Below are 18,618 nucleotides of genomic sequence, written 5' to 3'. Positions count from 1 at the left end.
ATGGCGAAACGTCAGCAGACCCTGGAATTTATAAAAGTTTTGCCGGTGAGAGTTCCCTATGAAAGCAGGTCTGTACCATCCTGAGACGTTCAAGGATAACTGCGGATTCGGTCTGATCGCCCATATGACGGGCGAGGCAAGCCACGAACTTCTGCAAACCGCCATCGAAGCACTGACCTGCATGACCCACCGAGGTGGGATCAACGCGGACGGGAAAACCGGGGACGGCTGTGGGCTGCTGATCCAGAAGCCCGACCAGTTCCTGCGCGCCGTGGCCAAGGAATCCTTCGCGACCGAGTTGCCCGGCCAGTACGCCGTGGGCATGGTCTTCTTCAACCAGGATCCGGTGAAAGCCGAAGCCGCCCGCGCGAACATGAATCGCGAGATCGAGCGCGCCGGCCTGAAGCTGGTCGGCTGGCGCAAGGTGCCGATCGACACCAGCGTCCTGGGTCGCCTGGCGCTGGAGCGCCTGCCGCAGATCGAGCAGGTGTTCATCGGCGGTGAAGGCCTGTCCGACCAGGAATTCGCGGTCAAGCTGTTCAGCTCCCGTCGCCGCTCCTCCGTGGCCAACGCCGAGGACGCCGATCACTACATCTGCAGCTTCTCGCACAAGACCATCATCTATAAGGGCCTGATGATGCCGGCGGACCTCGCCGCCTTCTATCCGGACCTTTCCGACGAGCGCCTGAAGACCGCCATCTGCGTCTTCCACCAGCGCTTCTCGACCAACACCCTGCCGAAATGGCCGCTGGCCCAGCCGTTCCGCCTGCTGGCGCACAACGGCGAGATCAACACCATCACCGGCAACCGCAACTGGGCCCAGGCCCGTCGCGCCAAGTTCGCCAACGAGTGGATGCCCGATCTCGACGAGCTCGGCCCGCTGGTCAACCGCGTGGGTTCCGACTCCTCCAGCATGGACAACATGCTCGAACTGATGGTCACCGGCGGCATGGACATGTTCCGTGGCCTGCGCATGATCATTCCGCCGGCCTGGCAGAACGTCGAGACCATGGACGCCGACCTGCGTGCGTTCTATGAATTCAACTCGCTGCACATGGAGCCGTGGGACGGCCCGGCCGGCGTCGTGCTGACCGACGGCCGCTATGCCGTCTGCCTGCTCGACCGCAACGGCCTGCGCCCGTCGCGCTGGGTCACCACCAAGAACGGCTACATCACCCTCGCCTCGGAAATCGGTGTGTGGGACTACAAGCCCGAGGACGTCATCGCCAAGGGCCGCGTCGGCCCGGGCCAGATCCTTGCGGTGGATACCGAGACCGGCCAACTGCTGCAGACCGAGGACATCGACAACCGCCTGAAGTCGCGCCACCCGTACAAGCAGTGGCTGCGCCAGAGCGCGCTGCGTATCCAGGCCACCCTGGACGACGACCAGGGCGTTGCCAGCTACGACGGCGACCAGCTCAAGCAGTACATGAAGATGTTCCAGGTCACCTTCGAAGAGCGTGACCAGGTGCTGCGCCCGCTTGCCGAGCAGGGCCAGGAAGCAGTCGGCTCGATGGGCGACGACACCCCGATGGCGGTGCTGTCCAAGCGCATCCGCTCGCCCTACGACTACTTCCGTCAGGTCTTCGCGCAGGTCACCAACCCGCCGATCGACCCGCTGCGCGAAGCGATCGTGATGTCCCTGGAAACCTGTTTGGGGATAGAGCAGAACATCTTCGAAGAGTCCCCGCACCACGCCAACCAGGCGATCCTGACCACCCCGGTGATCTCCCCGGCGAAGTGGCGGACCCTGATGAACCTGGAGCGTCCGGGCTTCGACCTGCACCACATCGACCTGAACTACGACGAGTCGGTCGGCCTCGAAACGGCCGTGCGCAACATCGCCGATCAGGCCGAAGAAGCCGTACGCGCCGGCAAGGTACTGCTGGTGCTCTCGGATCGTCACATCGCCCCCGGCAAGCTGCCGGTGCATGCGGCCCTGGCTGTTGGCGCCGTGCACCACCGCCTGGTGCAGACCGGCCTGCGTTGCGACTCCAACATCCTGGTGGAAACCGCTACCGCCCGTGATCCGCACCACTTCGCGGTGCTGGTGGGCTTCGGCGCGTCCGCGGTCTACCCGTTCCTCGCCTACGAGGTGCTGGCCGACCTGATCCGCACTGGCGAAGTGCTGGGCGACCTCTACGAGGTGTTCAAGTACTACCGCAAGGGCATCTCCAAGGGGATGCTGAAGATCCTCTCGAAGATGGGCATCTCCACCATCGCCTCCTACCGTGGCGCCCAGCTGTTCGAAGCCATCGGCCTGGCCGACGAAGTTACCGGCCTGTGCTTCCCGGGCACCCCGAGCCGCATCCAGGGCGCGCGCTTCCTCGACATCGAGAACGAGCAGAAGCTGCTGGCCAACGAAGCCTGGAACAACCGCAAGGCGATCCAGCAGGGCGGCCTGCTGAAGTTCGTCTACGGCGGCGAGTACCACGCCTACAACCCTGACGTGGTGAATACCCTGCAGGCAGCCGTGCAGCAGGGCGACTACGCCAAGTTCAAGGAGTACACCGGGCTGGTGGACAGCCGTCCGGTGTCGATGCTGCGCGACCTGCTGAAGGTGAAGACCGTCGAGCAGCCGCTGAGCCTGGACGAGATCGAGCCGCTGGAGTCCATCTTCAAGCGCTTCGACGCGGCCGGCATCTCCCTCGGCGCCCTGTCGCCGGAGGCTCACGAAGCCCTGGCCGAGGCGATGAACCGCCTAGGCGGCCGCTCCAACTCCGGTGAGGGCGGTGAAGACCCGGCGCGCTACGGCACGCTGAAAAGTTCGAAGATCAAGCAGGTGGCCACCGGCCGCTTTGGCGTGACCCCGGAGTACCTGGTCAACGCCGAAGTCCTGCAGATCAAGGTGGCCCAGGGCGCCAAGCCCGGCGAGGGCGGCCAGCTGCCCGGCGGCAAGGTCAACGGCCTGATCGCCCGCCTGCGCTATGCGGTGCCCGGCGTGACCCTGATCTCGCCGCCGCCGCACCACGACATCTACTCCATCGAAGACCTCGCCCAGCTGATCTTCGACCTCAAGCAGGTCAACCCGCAGGCGCTGGTCTCGGTGAAACTGGTGTCCGAGCCCGGCGTCGGCACCATCGCCGCCGGCGTGGCCAAGGCCTATGCCGACCTGATCACCATTTCCGGCTACGACGGCGGTACCGGCGCCTCGCCGATCACCTCCATCAAGTACGCGGGTTCGCCGTGGGAGCTGGGCCTCGCCGAGGCGCACCAGACCCTGCGCGGCAACGACCTGCGCGGCAAGGTGCGGGTGCAGACCGACGGCGGCCTGAAGACCGGCCTGGACGTCATCAAGGCCGCCATTCTCGGCGCCGAGAGCTTCGGCTTCGGTACCGCGCCGATGATCGCCCTGGGCTGCAAGTACCTGCGTATCTGCCACCTGAACAACTGCGCCACCGGCGTCGCCACCCAGAACGACAAGCTGCGCAAGGACCACTTCATCGGTACCGTGGACATGGTGGTGAACTTCTTCACCTTCATCGCCAGCGAAACCCGTGAGTGGCTGGCCAAGCTCGGCGTGCGCAGCCTGGAAGAACTGATCGGCCGCACCGACCTGCTGGAAATCCTCCCGGGCGAGACGCCCAAGCAGGGCAACCTCGACCTCACGCCGCTGCTGGGCAGCGACCTGATCCCGGCCGAGAAGCCGCAGTTCTGCGAAGTCGAGAAGAACCCGCCGTTCGACCAGGGCCTGCTGGCCGAGAAGATGGTCGACCTGGCCCGTGCCGCCATCGAAGGCGCCAAGGGCGGCGAGTACGAACTGGATATCTGCAACTGCGACCGTTCCATCGGCGCGCGGATTTCCGGCGAGATTGCCAAGGTCCACGGCAACCAGGGCATGGCCAAGGCGCCGATCACCTTCCGCTTCAAGGGCACAGCAGGCCAGAGCTTTGGCGTGTGGAACGCTGGCGGCCTGCACCTGTACCTGGAAGGCGACGCCAACGACTACGTGGGCAAGGGCATGACCGGCGGCAAGCTGGTCGTCACCCCACCCAAGGGCAGCCCGTTCAAGTCGCAGGAGTCGGCCATCGTCGGCAACACCTGCCTCTACGGCGCCACTGGCGGCAAGCTGTTCGCCGCCGGCACCGCGGGCGAGCGCTTCGGCGTGCGCAACTCCGGCGCCCATGCCGTGGTGGAAGGCACCGGTGATCACTGCTGCGAATACATGACCGGCGGTTTCATCTGCGTGCTGGGCAAGACCGGCTACAACTTCGGCTCCGGCATGACCGGTGGCTTCGCCTATGTCCTCGACATGGACAACACCTTCGTCGACCGCGTGAACCACGAACTGGTGGAAATCCAGCGGATCAGCGGCGAAGCGATGGAAGCCCAGCGCAGCCACCTGCGCAAGGTGCTGGTCGAGTACGTGGCGGAAACTGCAAGCGAGTGGGGCGCAAACGTCCTGGAAAACCTGGACGACTACCTGCGTCGGTTCTGGCTGGTGAAACCCAAGGCGGCAAGCCTGGGCTCGCTCCTGACCAGCACCCGTGCCAACCCGCAATAAGCGCCTGAAGTTTGATGAGGTCTTGAAATGTCTGAACGTCTGAATAACGACTTCCAGTTCATCGAAGTCGGGCGCAAGGATCCGAAGAAGAAGCTCCTGCGCCAGCGCAAGCGCGAGTTCGTGGAAATCTACGACCTGTTCAAGCCGCAGCAGGCGGCTGACCAGGCCCACCGCTGCCTGGGCTGCGGCAACCCGTACTGCGAGTGGAAGTGCCCGGTGCACAACTTCATCCCCAACTGGTTGAAGCTGGTCTCCGAAGGCAACATCCTCGCCGCTGCCGAACTGTCCCACCAGACCAACACCCTGCCGGAAGTCTGCGGCCGGGTGTGCCCGCAGGATCGCCTGTGTGAAGGCGCCTGCACCCTGAACGACGGCTTTGGCGCGGTCACCATTGGCTCGGTGGAGAAGTACATCACCGATACCGCGTTCGCCATGGGCTGGCGCCCGGACATGTCCAAGGTCAAGCCTACCGGCAAGCGTGTCGCCGTGATCGGCGCTGGCCCGGCTGGTCTGGGCTGCGCCGACGTGCTGGTGCGCAACGGCGTGACCCCGGTGGTGTTCGACAAGAACCCGGAAATCGGTGGCCTGCTGACCTTCGGCATCCCCGAGTTCAAGCTGGAGAAGCAGGTGCTCTCGCGCCGTCGCGAAGTCTTCACCGGCATGGGCATCGAGTTCCGCCTGAACACCGAGATCGGCAAGGACGTAACCATGGAGCAATTGCTCGATGAGTACGATGCCGTGTTCATGGGCATGGGCACCTACACCTACATGAAAGGCGGCTTCCCCGGCGAGGACCTGCCCGGCGTACACGATGCGCTGGACTTCCTGATCGCCAACGTGAACCGCAACCTGGGCTTCGAGAAGTCGCCGGAAGACTTCGTCGACATGAAGGGCAAGCGCGTCGTGGTACTGGGCGGTGGCGACACCGCGATGGACTGCAACCGCACCTCGATTCGCCAGGGCGCCAAGAGCGTGACCTGTGCCTACCGCCGCGACGAAGAGAACATGCCCGGCTCGCGCAAAGAGGTGAAGAACGCCAAGGAAGAGGGCGTGAAGTTCCTCTTCAACCGTCAGCCCATCGCCATCGTCGGCGAGGACAAGGTGGAAGGCGTGAAGGTGGTCGAGACTCGTCTTGGCGAGCCCGACGCCCGCGGCCGTCGCAGCCCCGAGCCGATCCCGGGCTCCGAGGAAATCATCCCGGCGGAAGCCGTGCTGATCGCCTTCGGCTTCCGCCCGAGCCCGGCGCCGTGGTTCGACCAGCACCAGGTGGAGATCGACAGCCAGGGCCGCGTCATCGCCCCGGCCGCCGCGCAGTTCAAGCACCAGACCAGCAACCCGAAGATCTTCGCCGGTGGCGACATGGTCCGCGGTTCCGATCTGGTGGTGACCGCGATCTTCGAAGGCCGCACGGCCGCCGAAGGTATCCTCGACTACCTGGGCGTCTGAGCGTGATTTCGTAGGATGGGTGGAGCCTGCGATACCCATGCAGTTGATGGGTATCGCTTCGCTCCACGCCATCCTACGAAGGTAGGCCGCTGCGGCAGAATGCCGCGATGGACGAAAGGCACGGCACCCGCCGTGCCTTTTCGTTTGGGCTTTGCGAAAATGCCCGCACTTTTTTTCCGGATGCCGTTATGACTGCCCTGAAGAACGATCGCTTCCTCCGCGCCCTGCTCAAGCAGCCCGTCGATGTCACCCCTGTCTGGATGATGCGCCAGGCCGGCCGCTACCTGCCGGAGTACCGCGCCACCCGCGCCAAGGCCGGTGACTTCATGAGCCTGTGCATGAACCCGCAGATGGCCTGCGAGGTGACCCTGCAGCCGCTGGATCGTTACCCGCAACTGGACGCTGCGATCCTCTTCTCCGACATCCTCACCATCCCCGATGCCATGGGTCAGGGCCTGTTCTTCGAAACCGGCGAAGGTCCGCGCTTCAAGAAGGTCGTGACCACCCAGGCTGACATCGACGCCCTGCCGATCCCCGATCCGGAGAAGGACTTGGGTTACGTGATGGACGCCGTGCGCACCATCCGCCGCGAGCTGAACGGCCGCGTGCCGCTGATCGGCTTCTCCGGCAGCCCCTGGACCCTGGCCACCTACATGGTCGAAGGCGGTTCCAGCCGCGATTTCCGCAAGACCAAGGCGATGCTCTACAACAACCCGCAGGCCCTGCACGCCCTGCTGGACAAGCTGGCGCAGTCGGTCACCAGCTACCTTAACGGGCAGATCCTTGCCGGCGCGCAGGCAGTGCAGATCTTCGACTCCTGGGGCGGCGCGCTGTCGGCGGCGGCCTACCAGGAGTTTTCCCTGGCGTACATGCAGAAGATCGTCGACGGACTGATCCGCGAGCATGAAGGTCGTCGTGTGCCGGTAATTCTCTTCACCAAGGGCGGTGGCCTGTGGCTGGAGTCCATGGCCAATACCGGCGCTGAAGCGCTGGGCCTGGACTGGACCTGCGACATCGGCAACGCCCGCGCCCGCGTCGGCGACAAGGTAGCCCTGCAGGGCAACATGGACCCGGCGGTGCTCTACGCCAAGCCAGACGCCATCCGCACTGAAGTGGCGCGTATCCTTGGCGCCTACGGCAATGGCACTGGCCACGTGTTCAACCTCGGCCATGGCGTTACCCCGGAAGTCGACCCGGCTCACGCCGGGGCCTTCTTCGAGGCGGTGCACGAGCTGTCGGCGCAGTATCACTGAGCCTGATGCCGAACTGAAAAAGCCCCGCGGATGCGGGGCTTTTTCGTTTCTGGCTCCGGGGTTCGCGAGCAAGCTCGCTCCTACAGGCCGCGCTATTTTGTAGGAGCGAGCTTGCTCGCGAACCGCCCCGGCACCGGCCCTGCCGATGAATCGCGGACGGAGTCCGCCCCTACGAAAGGGCCGATCTGAGCGCAGGAGGGGACTCCGTCCGCGATCGGCCTGAATGGCGCAATGGATTATGCTGCAATGAAAAAGCCCCGCTCAGAAGCGGGGCTTTTTCATTCCCTCATGGAGCCTCAAGCCCCATCAGGGCGCATCACGCCGCATCGCCCACCAGGCCGGCGGCGCGCTGTGCCTTGCGGCGGTTGGACACCAGCAGACCCGAGCAGACCACCACGACGGTCAGCAGGGTAGTGGCGACTACCTCCATGCGGTGATCCGGGCGGATCAGCATGATCACCAGGGCGCCAACGATGAAGATGATCACCGCCCAGGTCAGCCAGGGGAACAGCCACATCTTCAGCTTCAGCTGGTGGCCCTGGGCGAGCAGCTTCTTGCGCATGCGCAACTGCGACAGGGCGATCACCAGGTACACCAGCAGGGCGATGGCGCCGGAGCTGGCCAGCAGGAAGTTGAAAACTTCGGCCGGGGCCAGGTAGTTGGCGAAGGTGCAGAGGAAGGCCATGGCGGTGGACAGCAGCACGGCGTAGACCGGGGTGCGGCTGGCGCTGGTCACCTGGGCGATCTTCGGCGCGTCACCGCGCTTGCTCAGCGAATACATCATGCGCGAAGCGGTGTAGAGCGCCGAGTTCAGGCAGCTGGTCACCGAGACCAGCACGATGATGTCGACGATCAGCTTGGCGTACGGGATGTGCAGGTGTTCCAGCACGGTCTGGTAGGAGCCCATGCTCACCAGGCGCGGGTCGTTCCACGGCACCAGGCAGACCACGATCAGGATCGACAGCAGGTAGAACAGCGCGATACGCCAGATCACCGAGTTGGTGGCGCGGGTGATCTGTTGCTCCGGGTCCTTGGACTCGGTGGCGGCGATGGTGACGATTTCCGAACCCATGAAGGAGAACATGGTGGTCAGCAGCGCCGCGAGCACGGCGCCCCAGCCCTTGGGCAGGAAGCCTTCGCTGGTCAGGTGGCCGATGCCGGAGACTTCGCTGTTGGGCGAGAAGCCAAAGATGGCCGCGCAGCCCAGCACCAGGAAGGCAATGATCGAGACGACCTTGATCAGCGCCAGCCAGAACTCGAACTCACCGTAGTTCTTCACGCTGAACAGGTTGGTCACGGTCAGCGCCGAAGTGATCAGGAAGGCCAGCACCCAGATCGGTGCGCCGGGGAACCAGGCGTGGATGATCGCCGCAGCGGCGTTGGCTTCCAGCGGGATTACCAGGACCCAGAACCACCAGTACAGCCAGCCGATGGTGAAACCGGCCCAGTGGCCGATCGCGCGGTCGGCATAGGTGGAGAAAGAGCCGCTGTCCGGCTGCGCGACGGCCATTTCGGCCAGCATGCGCATCACCAGGACCACCAGCAGGCCGGCGATCAGGTAGGAAACCATGACGGCGGGGCCGGCTTCGGCGATGGCATGGCCGGAACCTACGAACAGGCCAGCGCCAATGGCACCGGCGATCGAAAGCATCGTGACGTGACGATTTTGCAGGCCTTGGGAGAGCCCTGAAGAGGGGGTGCTGCTCATGCTTTACCTACAACTACGGAGGGAATTGCGTACTGCGGGAGTCGAGGTCCGTTTCAGGATTCCAACAAGTCGTTCGAGATTGTGAACGCAAGGATCGCGCCACATCTTGTTACGACTTAAGTCGTAGGTTGGGAATTTATCCCACAACGCCCGCCTGGCAGGCGTTGTCGGATCTGAGATAAATGTCTTTGCACGACCGTTCCATGTCGTTTTCAGGCATGCAGAGCTTGCTGTGTGTAGAAACTACCCAATCTTGCGGAGTGTGGGCAGGTCTCTGGGTAACACTGGCAGGCGAGCCAGGTGCAAGGCTACTGCCACGGCAATTGCCAGAAGGCCGGCTATGAACAGTCCCACGCCGTTCCAGCCATAGTGGTGCCAGAACACCCCGCCGGCGGTACCGGCGACGCTGGAGCCGACGTAGTAGCAGAACAGGTACAGCGAAGAGGCCTGGCCCTTGGCTGTCAGGGCGCGGCGGCCAATCCAGCTGCTGGCCACCGAGTGCGCGCCGAAGAAACCGAAGGTGAACACCAGCAAGCCGACCAGCACCAGGGCCAGCGGTTGCAGCAAGGTGATCAGTACGCCGCCGAGCATCAGCGCGATCATCGCCCAGAGCACCTTGCGCCGACCCAGGCGGTCGGCCAGGGAGCCGACCCAGGCCGAGCTGTAGATGCCCGACAGGTAGACCAGCGAGAGCACGCCGACGATGGCCTGGCTCAGGTGGTAGGGCTCTGCCAGCAGGCGATAGCCGATGTAGTTGAACAGGGTGACGAAGGCGCCCATCAGCAGGAACGCTTCGAGGAACAGCCAGGGCAGCCCGGCATCGCGGAAGTGCCCGATGAAACCCTCGATCAGCCGGCGCGGCTTGAGCGGTGCCGGGCGGAAGTTCTTCGATTCGGGCAGGATGCGCCAGAACAGCAGCGCTGCGGCCAGGGCGAGCACGCCCAGGGTGGCCAGCGCCACGTGCCAGTTCACGTAGTCCACCAGCACGCCGCTGATCAGCCGGCCGCTCATGCCGCCGATGGCGTTGCCGCCGATATACAGCCCCATGGACAGGCCGATGTGCTGCGGGTGGATTTCCTCGGAGAGGTAGGTCATGCCCACCGCCGCCAGGCCGCTGAGTGACAGGCCGAGCAGCGCGCGCATGGCCAGCACGCCGTGCCAGGTCGGCATCAGCGAGCTGCCGAGGGTGAACAGGGCGGCGAGGACCAGCGAAGCGACCATGATCGACTTGCGCCCGATGGCGTCGGAGATCGGCCCGGTGACCAGCAGGCCGAAGGCCATGGTGATGGTGGAGATCGACAGCACCAGGCTGCTCTGCGCGGCGCTCAGGCTGAAGGCCTCGGACAGTACCGGCATCATCGGCTGCACGCAGTAGAGCAGGGCGAAGGTGGCGAAGCCGCCGGAGAACAGCGCCAGCGAGGTGCGCATGAATTCCGGGGTGCCTTTCTCGATGTAGGTTTCGAGTTCTTCGACGACGCGTACCACGTCGCCGTTCGCCTCGTGCGCGGCTTCCAGCAGGCTCGCCGGATCGTTCGCAGCCGATGGTTCCTCAACGACAGGCGGCTTGGCCGCCATGGGATGTTCTTCCCGCAAAGCCCGCAGGGCAGGTTGACTCACGACACACCTCAGGTTGGTAAAAGCAGGAGGGCCTGGAATGGCGGCAAGGGCCCGCGCGGCCAGGCAGGGAGCAGGTTGGTAGTCGTTATTGGGCTTGTGTGGAAAGGATAAGGAGCGGGCTTTATTATTTCCAATATATTAATCGACACGTTTGATTCGTTTTGCGAATCAAACGCCTGTGACGTCGGGTCAACGGCTGGTTCGCGAGCAAGCTCGCTCCTACAAGGCTCACGCCGTCGTTAACCTGTAGGAGCGAGCTTGCTCGCGAACCGCACGGCACGGGGCTCGACCTATCGCGGACAAAGTCCGCTCCTACCCAGTCCGGAACACCGGCGCTCCAGATGGGGGAAACATGGAACTGCGACACCTGCGTTATTTCATCGCCGTGGCGGAGGAGCTGCACTTCGGCCGTGCCGCCGAGCAACTGGGGATTTCCCAGCCGCCGCTGAGCCAGCAGATCCAGGCGCTGGAAGAAGAGATCGGCGCGCGCCTGCTGGAGCGCACCAACCGACGGGTGGCGCTGACCGAGGCCGGCAAGCTGTTTCTCGACGAAGCGCGGCAGGTGCTGCAGCAGGTAGACCACGCCGTGCTCCTGGCGCGTCGCGCGCATCAGGGCGAGATCGGCGAGCTGAAGGTCGGCTTCACCGCGTCGGCGCCTTTTACCTCCAGCATCCCGCGCGCGATCCTGGCGTTCCGCCAGGCGTATCCGGATGTGCACCTGGATCTGCAGGAGCTGAGCAGCGGACAGGCCGTGCAGGCGCTGCTGGAGGAGCGTGTGCAGGTCGGCCTGATTCGTCCGATCCCGCTGCCGGAAACCCTGGAAGCCGTGGAGCTGTTCAGCGAACCGCTGGTGGCCGTGCTGCGCGCCGATCATCCACTGGCGCAGGCCAGCCAGGACGGCCTGGAGTTCGCCGAGCTGGCGGATGAGCCTTTCGTGTTCTTCCCACGCAGCTACGGCACCGGCCTCTATAGCCAGTTGATGGCGCTGTCGCGACAGGCCGGTTTCAGCCCGCGCATCGCCCAGGAGGCGGGCGAGGCGATGACCATCATCGGCCTGGTCGCGGCGGGGCTGGGTGTATCGATGCTGCCGGCGTCGTTTCGTCGTACGCGGGTGGACGGCGTGGTCTATCGCACCCTGAGCGACCCGGGCGCGACCAGTTCGGTGTGGCTGGTGCGGCGGCGCAACGAGCCGTCGCGCCTGGCGCAGTCGTTCTTCGATCTGGTGACCCAGGAGGTCCAGGCCGGCAGGGCTGGTTGACGGATCAGGGCTCGCTGCCCAGCAGGCTTTGCTGGTACTCGACGCAGTGAGCTTTCCCGGCAGGAGTGCCTGGTCCTGTTCGTCCCGCGCCAGGCAGGCGTCTGCTCGATATCGAATAACGCCGCTCTTGTGGACCCTTGGCATCCCGGTCGACAAATGAGACTTCCCCGACCCGCCAGGAGCTTCGTCGACACGGATCATGGCGCAATATCGGCATTGCCGCGGACGTGCAGAAGTCAAGCAACGTGCGCTGACAAAGTCTTGGGAAGGTTCTCAATTCGCTGTCGCACCGGCTGCGAAGCTTGTGCAGAGAGTCCGCAACCGCTGAGCGGTATACCCAGCCGAGGGGTGAAGTGTGCTCGCCCTTGTCATGGGCTTTGCATAGAATCCCCCAGCACTCGAATGTTCCTGGAGGGATGGCTGATGCGACGCGTGGTGTTCAATCAGAAGGGCGGGGTCGGCAAGTCCAGCATCGCCTGCAACCTGGCGGCAGTGAGCGCGGCGGAGGGCTATCGGACATTGCTGGTGGACCTGGATGCCCAGGCCAACTCCACGCATTACCTCACCGGTCTGACCGGCGAGGACTTGCCGGTGGGTATCGCCGACTTCTTCAAGCAGACGCTGTCGTCCGGACCGTTCAGCCGCAAGGGCAAGGTGGACATCTACGAGACACCGTTCGACAACCTGCACATCGTCACCGCCAGCCCGGAGCTCGCGGATCTGCAGCCCAAGCTCGAGCAGAAGCACAAGATCAACAAGCTGCGCAAACTGCTGGACGAACTGGCCGAAGACTACGACCGGATCTACCTGGACACCCCGCCGGCACTTAACTTCTATACGGTTTCCGCACTGATCGCAGCGGATCGCTGCCTGATCCCCTTCGATTGCGACAGCTTCTCCCGCCAGGCGCTGTACGGCCTGCTGCAGGAGATCGAGGAACTGAAGGAAGACCACAACGAGGACCTGGAGGTCGAAGGCATCGTGGTCAACCAGTTCCAGCCGCGCGCGACCCTGCCGCAACAGCTGCTGGACGAACTGGTGGAAGAGGAATTACCGGTGCTGCCGGTGTACCTGATGAGCTCGGTGAAGATGCGCGAATCGCACCAGGCCTGCACCCCGCTGATCTTCCTCGAGCCGCGGCACAAGCTGACCCAGCAATTCGTCGAACTGCACAACCTGCTGGAAGCCTGAGCGGTTACTGGCTGATCAGCACATCACAGGGCGGCCGGCGCAGGAAATAACGCGTCGCGCTGCCCAGCATGGCCTGCTCGATGGCGCCACGGCTGCGACTGCCGAGTATCAGCAGGTCCGGCGCCCATTCGCGCAACGCCGTCTCCAGCGCCTGCTGGGCGGTTCCCTGCTGCACCGCACAAAGTAACTGCGGCCCGCTGGGCGGGACCTGTGCGCGCTCATCCTGCAGTGCCTGGCGCAACAGCTCGCGCTGGGTCTGCAGATGACTGTCGGCGCGACCGGCCTTCTTGCCTGGCTGATAGGCGTTGAGCGCGAGCAGCTCGGCGGCGGGTGTGAGCAATCGATAGCCGGCGCGCCAGGCCTGGCAGGAGCAGTGCGACAGGTCCAGCCCGGCGAGGGCCTTGGCGTAAGGCGCAGCGGATTCCTCGACAGCCAGCAGGATCGGCGCGCGGCAGTGCCGGGCGATGCGCTCCAGGGTGGTGCCGTCGAAGCGCTCCAGCAGTTGCTGGTGGTGCGCGCCGATCAGCAGAAGGTCAGCGCCCAGCTCCTGCACCGCCTCGGTCACGTTATTGGCTGCGCGGCCCTGGCGGATCAGCAACTGGCAGTCGCCGAGACCACTGCTGCGTGCTGCATCGCGCAGCGCCACCTCGGCAGCTTCGCGGACCGTGGCCATCATGCGGTCGGGGAAGAATTCCTCGATCACGTGCAGCAGCGTGACGCTGGCGCCGTGCTGGCGGGCCAGTTGCGCGGCGCGGCGCACGGCGATGTCCGCCTCGACACTGAGGTCGTGGGCGACGAGCAGGTTCCTGTACATGGTGGGCTCCCTCTGTGGCGCTTCTACTGTCGCGCCACGTAGGAAATTTCACCTTGATGCAGGGCAACCCCCGGATTCAGCGGCTGCGCAACTGATAGATGGCGTGGCTTTCGGCAACCACGTTGCCCTCGTCGTCCTTCAGTTGCAGGTCGAGAACGAACTCTGATTTGCCCTGGTGCGTGGCTTCCTCGCCGATACGCTGGATTTCGGCTTCGCTGAGCTGCGCGTCGACGGTCACGTCACTGGCCGCCGGGCGCAGGAAGCGCAGGCCGGCTTCCTTGACGATGGGGTAGAAGCGCCGGGCGTCGAAGCTGGTCAGCATGAGCACGCCACCGGGCAACTCGGCCACGGTGAACAGGGCGCCGGCGTACATGTTCTGGATATGGTTCTCGTTGCCCTTGAGCGGCATGCGCAGGCGCACGTGGCCAGGCTCCAGCACCTCGGCCTTGAGGCCGGTGCGCTTGACGAAGGCGATGTGCTCTTCGGTGAGCTGGCGGATGAAGTCTTCGGGGTAGGAAGGCATGGGCTTGCTCCGTTGGCTTTCGCCCAAGCCTAGCCGCCCGGCGCGGCCTGGCAATGACCGCGCGGATTGACCGAAACGCTCGTCCTCAGAGGCCCTGGCGGGACAGCCAGTCGAGCAACTGCGGCAGCGGCATCGCACCGCTCTGCCGCGCCACTTCCTGGCCGTTGCGCAGCAGGATCAGGCTGGGAATCGAGCGAATGCCCAGGCGTGCGGAAAGGTTCGGATTGGCATCGCTGTCCAGCTTGGCCAGGCGCACCTTGCCCGACAACCGCGCCGCGGCCTGCTCGAACACCGGCGCAAAACCCTTGCACGGCCCGCACCAGTAGGCCCAGACGTCCACCAGCAACGGCAGATCGCCCTTGGCCTGGGCGGCGAAACCGGCTTCATCGAGGTCGAATGGCGTATCCAGCACGATCGGCGACTGGCAGCGCCCACAGCTGGGCGAATCACCCAGCCGCGCGGCAGGGACGCGGTTCAGGCCGTTGCAGTTAGGGCAGGGGATGATCAGGGGATCGGACATGGCGGGGCTCCAATGGCAATAGAGCAAAGATGGAGCCTTGGCGGGCGGATCTCAACGGTGCGATGTGTGCTTTTCCGAAGAGGGGCCGACTGGCGTCGGCCCATTCACATCACACGCGGAAATGGCTGACCAGCGTCTGCAACTGCCCACCCAGGCGCGCGAGTTCGACGCTGGAGGCGGCGACTTCTTCGTTGGCGGCGGCGGTCTGTTCGGAGACGTCGCGGACGTTGACCACGCTGCGGCTGATCTCCTCGGCCACGGCGCTCTGCTCTTCGGCGGCGGTGGCGATCTGCTGGTTCATCGCCTGGATATTGGAGACGGTGCGGGTGATTTCACCGAGGGATTCGCCGGCCTGGCGGCTCAGCGCGACGCTGTTGGCGGTGAGTTCGCGGCTGCCGAGCATGACGCTGGAGACCTGGCGGGTGCCGCTCTGCAGGCCGGCGACCAGGGCTTCGATTTCTTCGGTGGATTGCTGGGTGCGCTGGGCCAGCCCGCGCACTTCGTCGGCGACCACGGCGAAGCCGCGACCGGCCTCGCCGGCGCGGGCGGCTTCGATGGCGGCGTTGAGGGCCAGCAGGTTGGTCTGTTCGGCCACTGATTTGATCACATCCATTACCTTGCCGATCTTCTCGCTTTCCTGCTCCAGGCGCTGCATCGCCTCGGCGGAACGTTCGACTTCCTCGGCCAAGCGCTCGATCTGCTCAACGGCCTTGTTCACCACACGGTCGCCGTCCTGGGCCTGGTGGTCGGCGGCGGAAGCGGCCTGGGAAGCCTGCTCGGCATTGCGCGCGACTTCCTGCACGGTGGCGGACATCTCGTGCATGGCGGTGGCAACCTGGTCGGTCTCGATCTTCTGGGTGTTGGCACCGGCGCTGGTCTGCTCGGTGACGGCGGAGAGCTCCTCGGCGGCGCTGGCGATCTGGGTGACGCCGTCGCGGATACCGCCGATCAGTTCGCGCAGGCTCTGGCTCATGCGCTGCATGCTCTGTTGCAGGCGGCCGAGTTCGTCGCGGCGGCTGACCTGAATGGTCTGCGACAGGTCGCCGGCGGCGATGCGGTCGACCACCGCCATGGTGTCGTGCAGCGGCCGGGTGATCTGGCGGGTGATGATCAGCGCAGCAATGCTGCCCAGCACCAGCGCGAGCAGGGTTACCAGGGTTTGCAGGCTGCGGGCGCGCGCGCTTTCGGCGTCGCGGCGATCAAGCTGCAACTGGTAGAGATTTTCGCTGATCTTGACGATGTCCTGGCCCTGGGTGGTCATTTCCTTGCGCGCCTGGACGATGCTGGCCATGTTGCCGCGCAGGGTGGTGACCGCGTCGCGATAGGCGCGCAGGGCCGTGCCCAGTTGCTGGACGTATTGCGCTTCGGCGACGCCGAGGACGTTTTCCAGGGCCGGCAGGCCGGCAATGCTTTCGTCGAGGCCACGGGTCACGCCGTCACCGTTGCTGGTGAGCGCGTTGGCGAGGTAGTCGCGCACGTCGTAGCGGGCCTGCAGCAGGTCTTCACGGGTACCGGTGATGGCCTGGAAGCGCGTGGCGCGCTCCTCGTCCGCCGGGGCCTTGAGGATGTCCTGCTGGATCGTGGCCGTCAGTTCGGCGGCGCGGGCAGCATTGTCCTGCAGGGTGCGGCGGGTGATGCCGGCGCTCTGGTAGCCGGCGCGCATGGCTGCCAGGGACTTCTCGTAGTCGGCGATGATGCCGCCGAGCTGGTCGAGCATGCGTACGTTCTCCGGGCTGACGAAGGAGGCACGCAGTTTCTGCTGCTGCGCCTTGAAGTCGGCCAGGGTGGACATGACGTTGGCGGCTTCCTGCTCGGCGCCGTCGGCGATCATGTATTGCAGGCGGGTGATGCGCAGCTTGGTGAGGCGCGAGTTGAGCTCGGTGATGTCGCTCATCCAGTTGCTGCGGTCGATCAGCGAGCCCAGGCCGACCCAGCTGACGATAGCGAGGATGGCGGTGAAGGCGAGGACCAGGCCGAAGCCCAGGGCCAACTTGAGGTTCACGCTCAAGTTGGAAATCCAGCTGTTCATTGACGATCTCCAGGAAAGGTTGTGTGAAGTCAGGCCGTTCGGAGATTGTTCTTGTTGGGGGCCAGGGTGGCGAACCACGTCCAAGCCCTATCGGCAGGATCGGGCGGAACCGTATGGTCACGGGCGAAAAAAGTTATCCACCGGCCGGCGCCTGGAAGGCGGGTCGGAAGGAAAGGGGCAGGGGAAAGGCGGACGAAATCCCTGTTCGCTGGCGTGTCGCGGGGTGCGGTCGCGCGCTGGCTTGCGGCGCTGGGCGGCATTCTACGGAAAGGCAGGCAGGGCGTCTGCAAGATGATGGCAAAGAGATATTGCAGGGGCCGCTGACCCGCGGATGAGGCGCCGGACTGGCGCCTCATCCGGTTGCCACGGGTCAGGCCTTGGCGGCGTCCAGCGCCTGGGCAAGGTCGGCGAGGATGTCGTCGATGTGCTCGATGCCGATGGACAGGCGCACCATGTCGCGTGGTACGCCGGCCTTCTCCAGCTCCTCGTCGTTGAGTTGACGGTGGGTGGTGGAGGCGGGGTGGCAGGCCAGGGACTTGGCGTCGCCGATGTTGACCAGGCGTACCACCAGATTCAGCGCGTCGATGAAGCGCGCGCCGGCTTCCTGGCCGCCCTTGATGCCGAAGGAGAGGATCGACGCGGGCTTGCCGCCCATGTAGCGCAGCGCCAGTTCCTGTTCGGGATGGTCGGAGAGGCCGGCGTATTTCACCCAGCTGACCTGCGTATGGTCCTGCAGGTATTGCGCGACCTTCAGCGCGTTGTCGCAGTGGCGCTCCATGCGCAGGGCGAGTGTTTCCAGGCCTTGCAGGATGAGGAAGGCGTTGAACGGCGAGAGCGCGGCGCCGGTGTTGCGCAGCGGCACGACGCGGCAGCGGCCGATGAAGGCGGCGGGGCCGAAGGCTTCGGTGTAGGTAACGCCGTGGTAGGACGGATCGGGCGTGTTGAGCAGCGGGAAGCGCGCCTTGTTTTCGGCCCAGGGGAATTTGCCCGAGTCGACGACGATGCCGCCGATGCTGGTGCCGTGGCCGCCGATGTACTTGGTCAGCGAGTGCACGACGATGTCCGCGCCATGCTCGAACGGGCGGCAGAGGATCGGGGTGGCGACGGTGTTGTCGACGATCAGTGGCACGCCGTGGCGGTGCGCGGCATCGGCCAGGGCCTGCAGGTCGACGATGTTGCCCGCCGGGTTGCCGATGGATTCGCAGAACACCGCCTTGGTGCGCTCGTCGATCAGCGCTTCGAGGGCGGCAATGTCGTCATGGGCGGCGAAGCGGGTCTGGATGCCGAAGCGCGGCAGCGTGTGGGCGAACAGGTTGTAGGTGCCGCCATAAAGTTTGGCCACCGAAACGATGTTGTCGCCGGCTTCGGCGACGGTCTGGATGGCGTAGGTGATGGCGGCCATGCCCGATGCCACCGCCAGCGCCGCGACGCCGCCTTCCAGCGCGGCGACGCGCTCCTCCAGCACCGCGTTGGTGGGGTTCATGATGCGCGTGTAGATGTTGCCGGCGACCTTCAGGTCGAACAGGTCGGCGCCGTGCTGGGTGTCGTCGAAGGCGTAGGAGCTGGTCTGGTAGATCGGCACGGCCACGGCCTTGGTGGTCGGGTCGGGGCTGTAGCCGGCGTGGATGGCCAGGGTTTCCGGTTTCATTGTTCGAGCGTCCTTGTGGCAGAAAGCCCCGAGGATGCGAGCGGCGCCCGGCCCCGGTCAATGACCGGGAGCAATGTGGCCGGGGCGTCGCTAGATCGCTTTTGGCT

At 65.0% G+C, this 18,618-nt stretch carries 12 protein-coding genes; 5 read left to right on the top strand and 7 right to left on the bottom strand.

The window, feature by feature from the left end; genetic code table 11:
- Positions 1-58 precede the first annotated feature (58 nt).
- From gltB to hemE, 3 genes are all read left to right on the top strand, one after another.
- Positions 59-4,504, top strand: a complete 4,446-nt coding sequence (gene gltB, locus L6D89_RS06070) for a glutamate synthase large subunit (RefSeq protein WP_236171216.1) — start codon at positions 59-61, stop codon at positions 4,502-4,504.
- Positions 4,505-4,531: 27 nt separating this feature from the next.
- The gene (locus L6D89_RS06065; RefSeq protein ID WP_017520506.1) at positions 4,532-5,950 is read left to right on the top strand and encodes an FAD-dependent oxidoreductase; all 1,419 of its coding nucleotides are present in this window, start codon (positions 4,532-4,534) and stop codon (positions 5,948-5,950) included.
- Positions 5,951-6,138: 188 nt separating this feature from the next.
- Entirely contained in the window at positions 6,139-7,203 is a 1,065-nt protein-coding gene (gene hemE / locus L6D89_RS06060) for a uroporphyrinogen decarboxylase (protein WP_236199089.1), read from the top strand.
- 316 nt (positions 7,204-7,519) lie between these two features.
- Here the strand turns inward: hemE and gabP are convergent, their stop codons facing one another.
- Both gabP and L6D89_RS06050 read right to left on the bottom strand, forming a co-directional pair.
- Positions 7,520-8,911 (bottom strand): GABA permease, encoded by a 1,392-nt coding sequence (gene gabP, locus L6D89_RS06055; protein ID WP_236199088.1) that lies wholly within the window; start codon positions 8,909-8,911, stop codon positions 7,520-7,522.
- Positions 8,912-9,154: 243 nt separating this feature from the next.
- On the bottom strand, positions 9,155-10,486 hold the full coding sequence (locus L6D89_RS06050; protein ID WP_236171219.1) for an MFS transporter: 1,332 nt from the start codon (positions 10,484-10,486) through the stop codon (positions 9,155-9,157).
- A 394-nt stretch (positions 10,487-10,880) separates the two neighbouring features.
- On the opposite strand from L6D89_RS06050, the gene L6D89_RS06045 reads away from it, so the two are divergent.
- Positions 10,881-11,786: a LysR family transcriptional regulator gene (locus L6D89_RS06045; RefSeq protein WP_236199087.1), complete on the top strand. Its 906-nt coding sequence runs from the start codon at positions 10,881-10,883 to the stop codon at positions 11,784-11,786.
- A 423-nt stretch (positions 11,787-12,209) separates the two neighbouring features.
- Entirely contained in the window at positions 12,210-12,977 is a 768-nt protein-coding gene (locus L6D89_RS06040) for a ParA family protein (protein WP_236199086.1), read from the top strand.
- A gap of 4 nt (positions 12,978-12,981) precedes the next feature.
- Here the strand turns inward: L6D89_RS06040 and L6D89_RS06035 are convergent, their stop codons facing one another.
- The 5 genes from L6D89_RS06035 to L6D89_RS06015 form a co-directional block, all read right to left on the bottom strand.
- Positions 12,982-13,791 (bottom strand): universal stress protein, encoded by an 810-nt coding sequence (locus L6D89_RS06035; RefSeq protein ID WP_236199085.1) that lies wholly within the window; start codon positions 13,789-13,791, stop codon positions 12,982-12,984.
- Positions 13,792-13,867: 76 nt separating this feature from the next.
- Positions 13,868-14,314, bottom strand: coding sequence for a YiiD C-terminal domain-containing protein (locus L6D89_RS06030; RefSeq protein ID WP_236171223.1), 447 nt, complete (start codon positions 14,312-14,314; stop codon positions 13,868-13,870).
- Positions 14,315-14,399: 85 nt separating this feature from the next.
- Positions 14,400-14,834, bottom strand: coding sequence for a thioredoxin TrxC (gene trxC / locus L6D89_RS06025; protein WP_236199084.1), 435 nt, complete (start codon positions 14,832-14,834; stop codon positions 14,400-14,402).
- Positions 14,835-14,943: 109 nt separating this feature from the next.
- Positions 14,944-16,728, bottom strand: a complete 1,785-nt coding sequence (locus L6D89_RS06020) for a methyl-accepting chemotaxis protein (protein WP_373874933.1) — start codon at positions 16,726-16,728, stop codon at positions 14,944-14,946.
- Between the two features lie 505 nt (positions 16,729-17,233).
- Positions 17,234-18,511: a bifunctional O-acetylhomoserine aminocarboxypropyltransferase/cysteine synthase gene (locus tag L6D89_RS06015; protein ID WP_236199082.1), complete on the bottom strand. Its 1,278-nt coding sequence runs from the start codon at positions 18,509-18,511 to the stop codon at positions 17,234-17,236.
- Positions 18,512-18,618: the final 107 nt, after the last annotated feature.

This window comes from Pseudomonas pseudonitroreducens, assembly GCF_021603645.1.
GTDB lineage: Bacteria > Pseudomonadota > Gammaproteobacteria > Pseudomonadales > Pseudomonadaceae > Pseudomonas > Pseudomonas pseudonitroreducens.
Note: the sequence above shows the minus strand (reverse complement) of the source record. Positions and strands in the feature narration are given on the sequence as shown.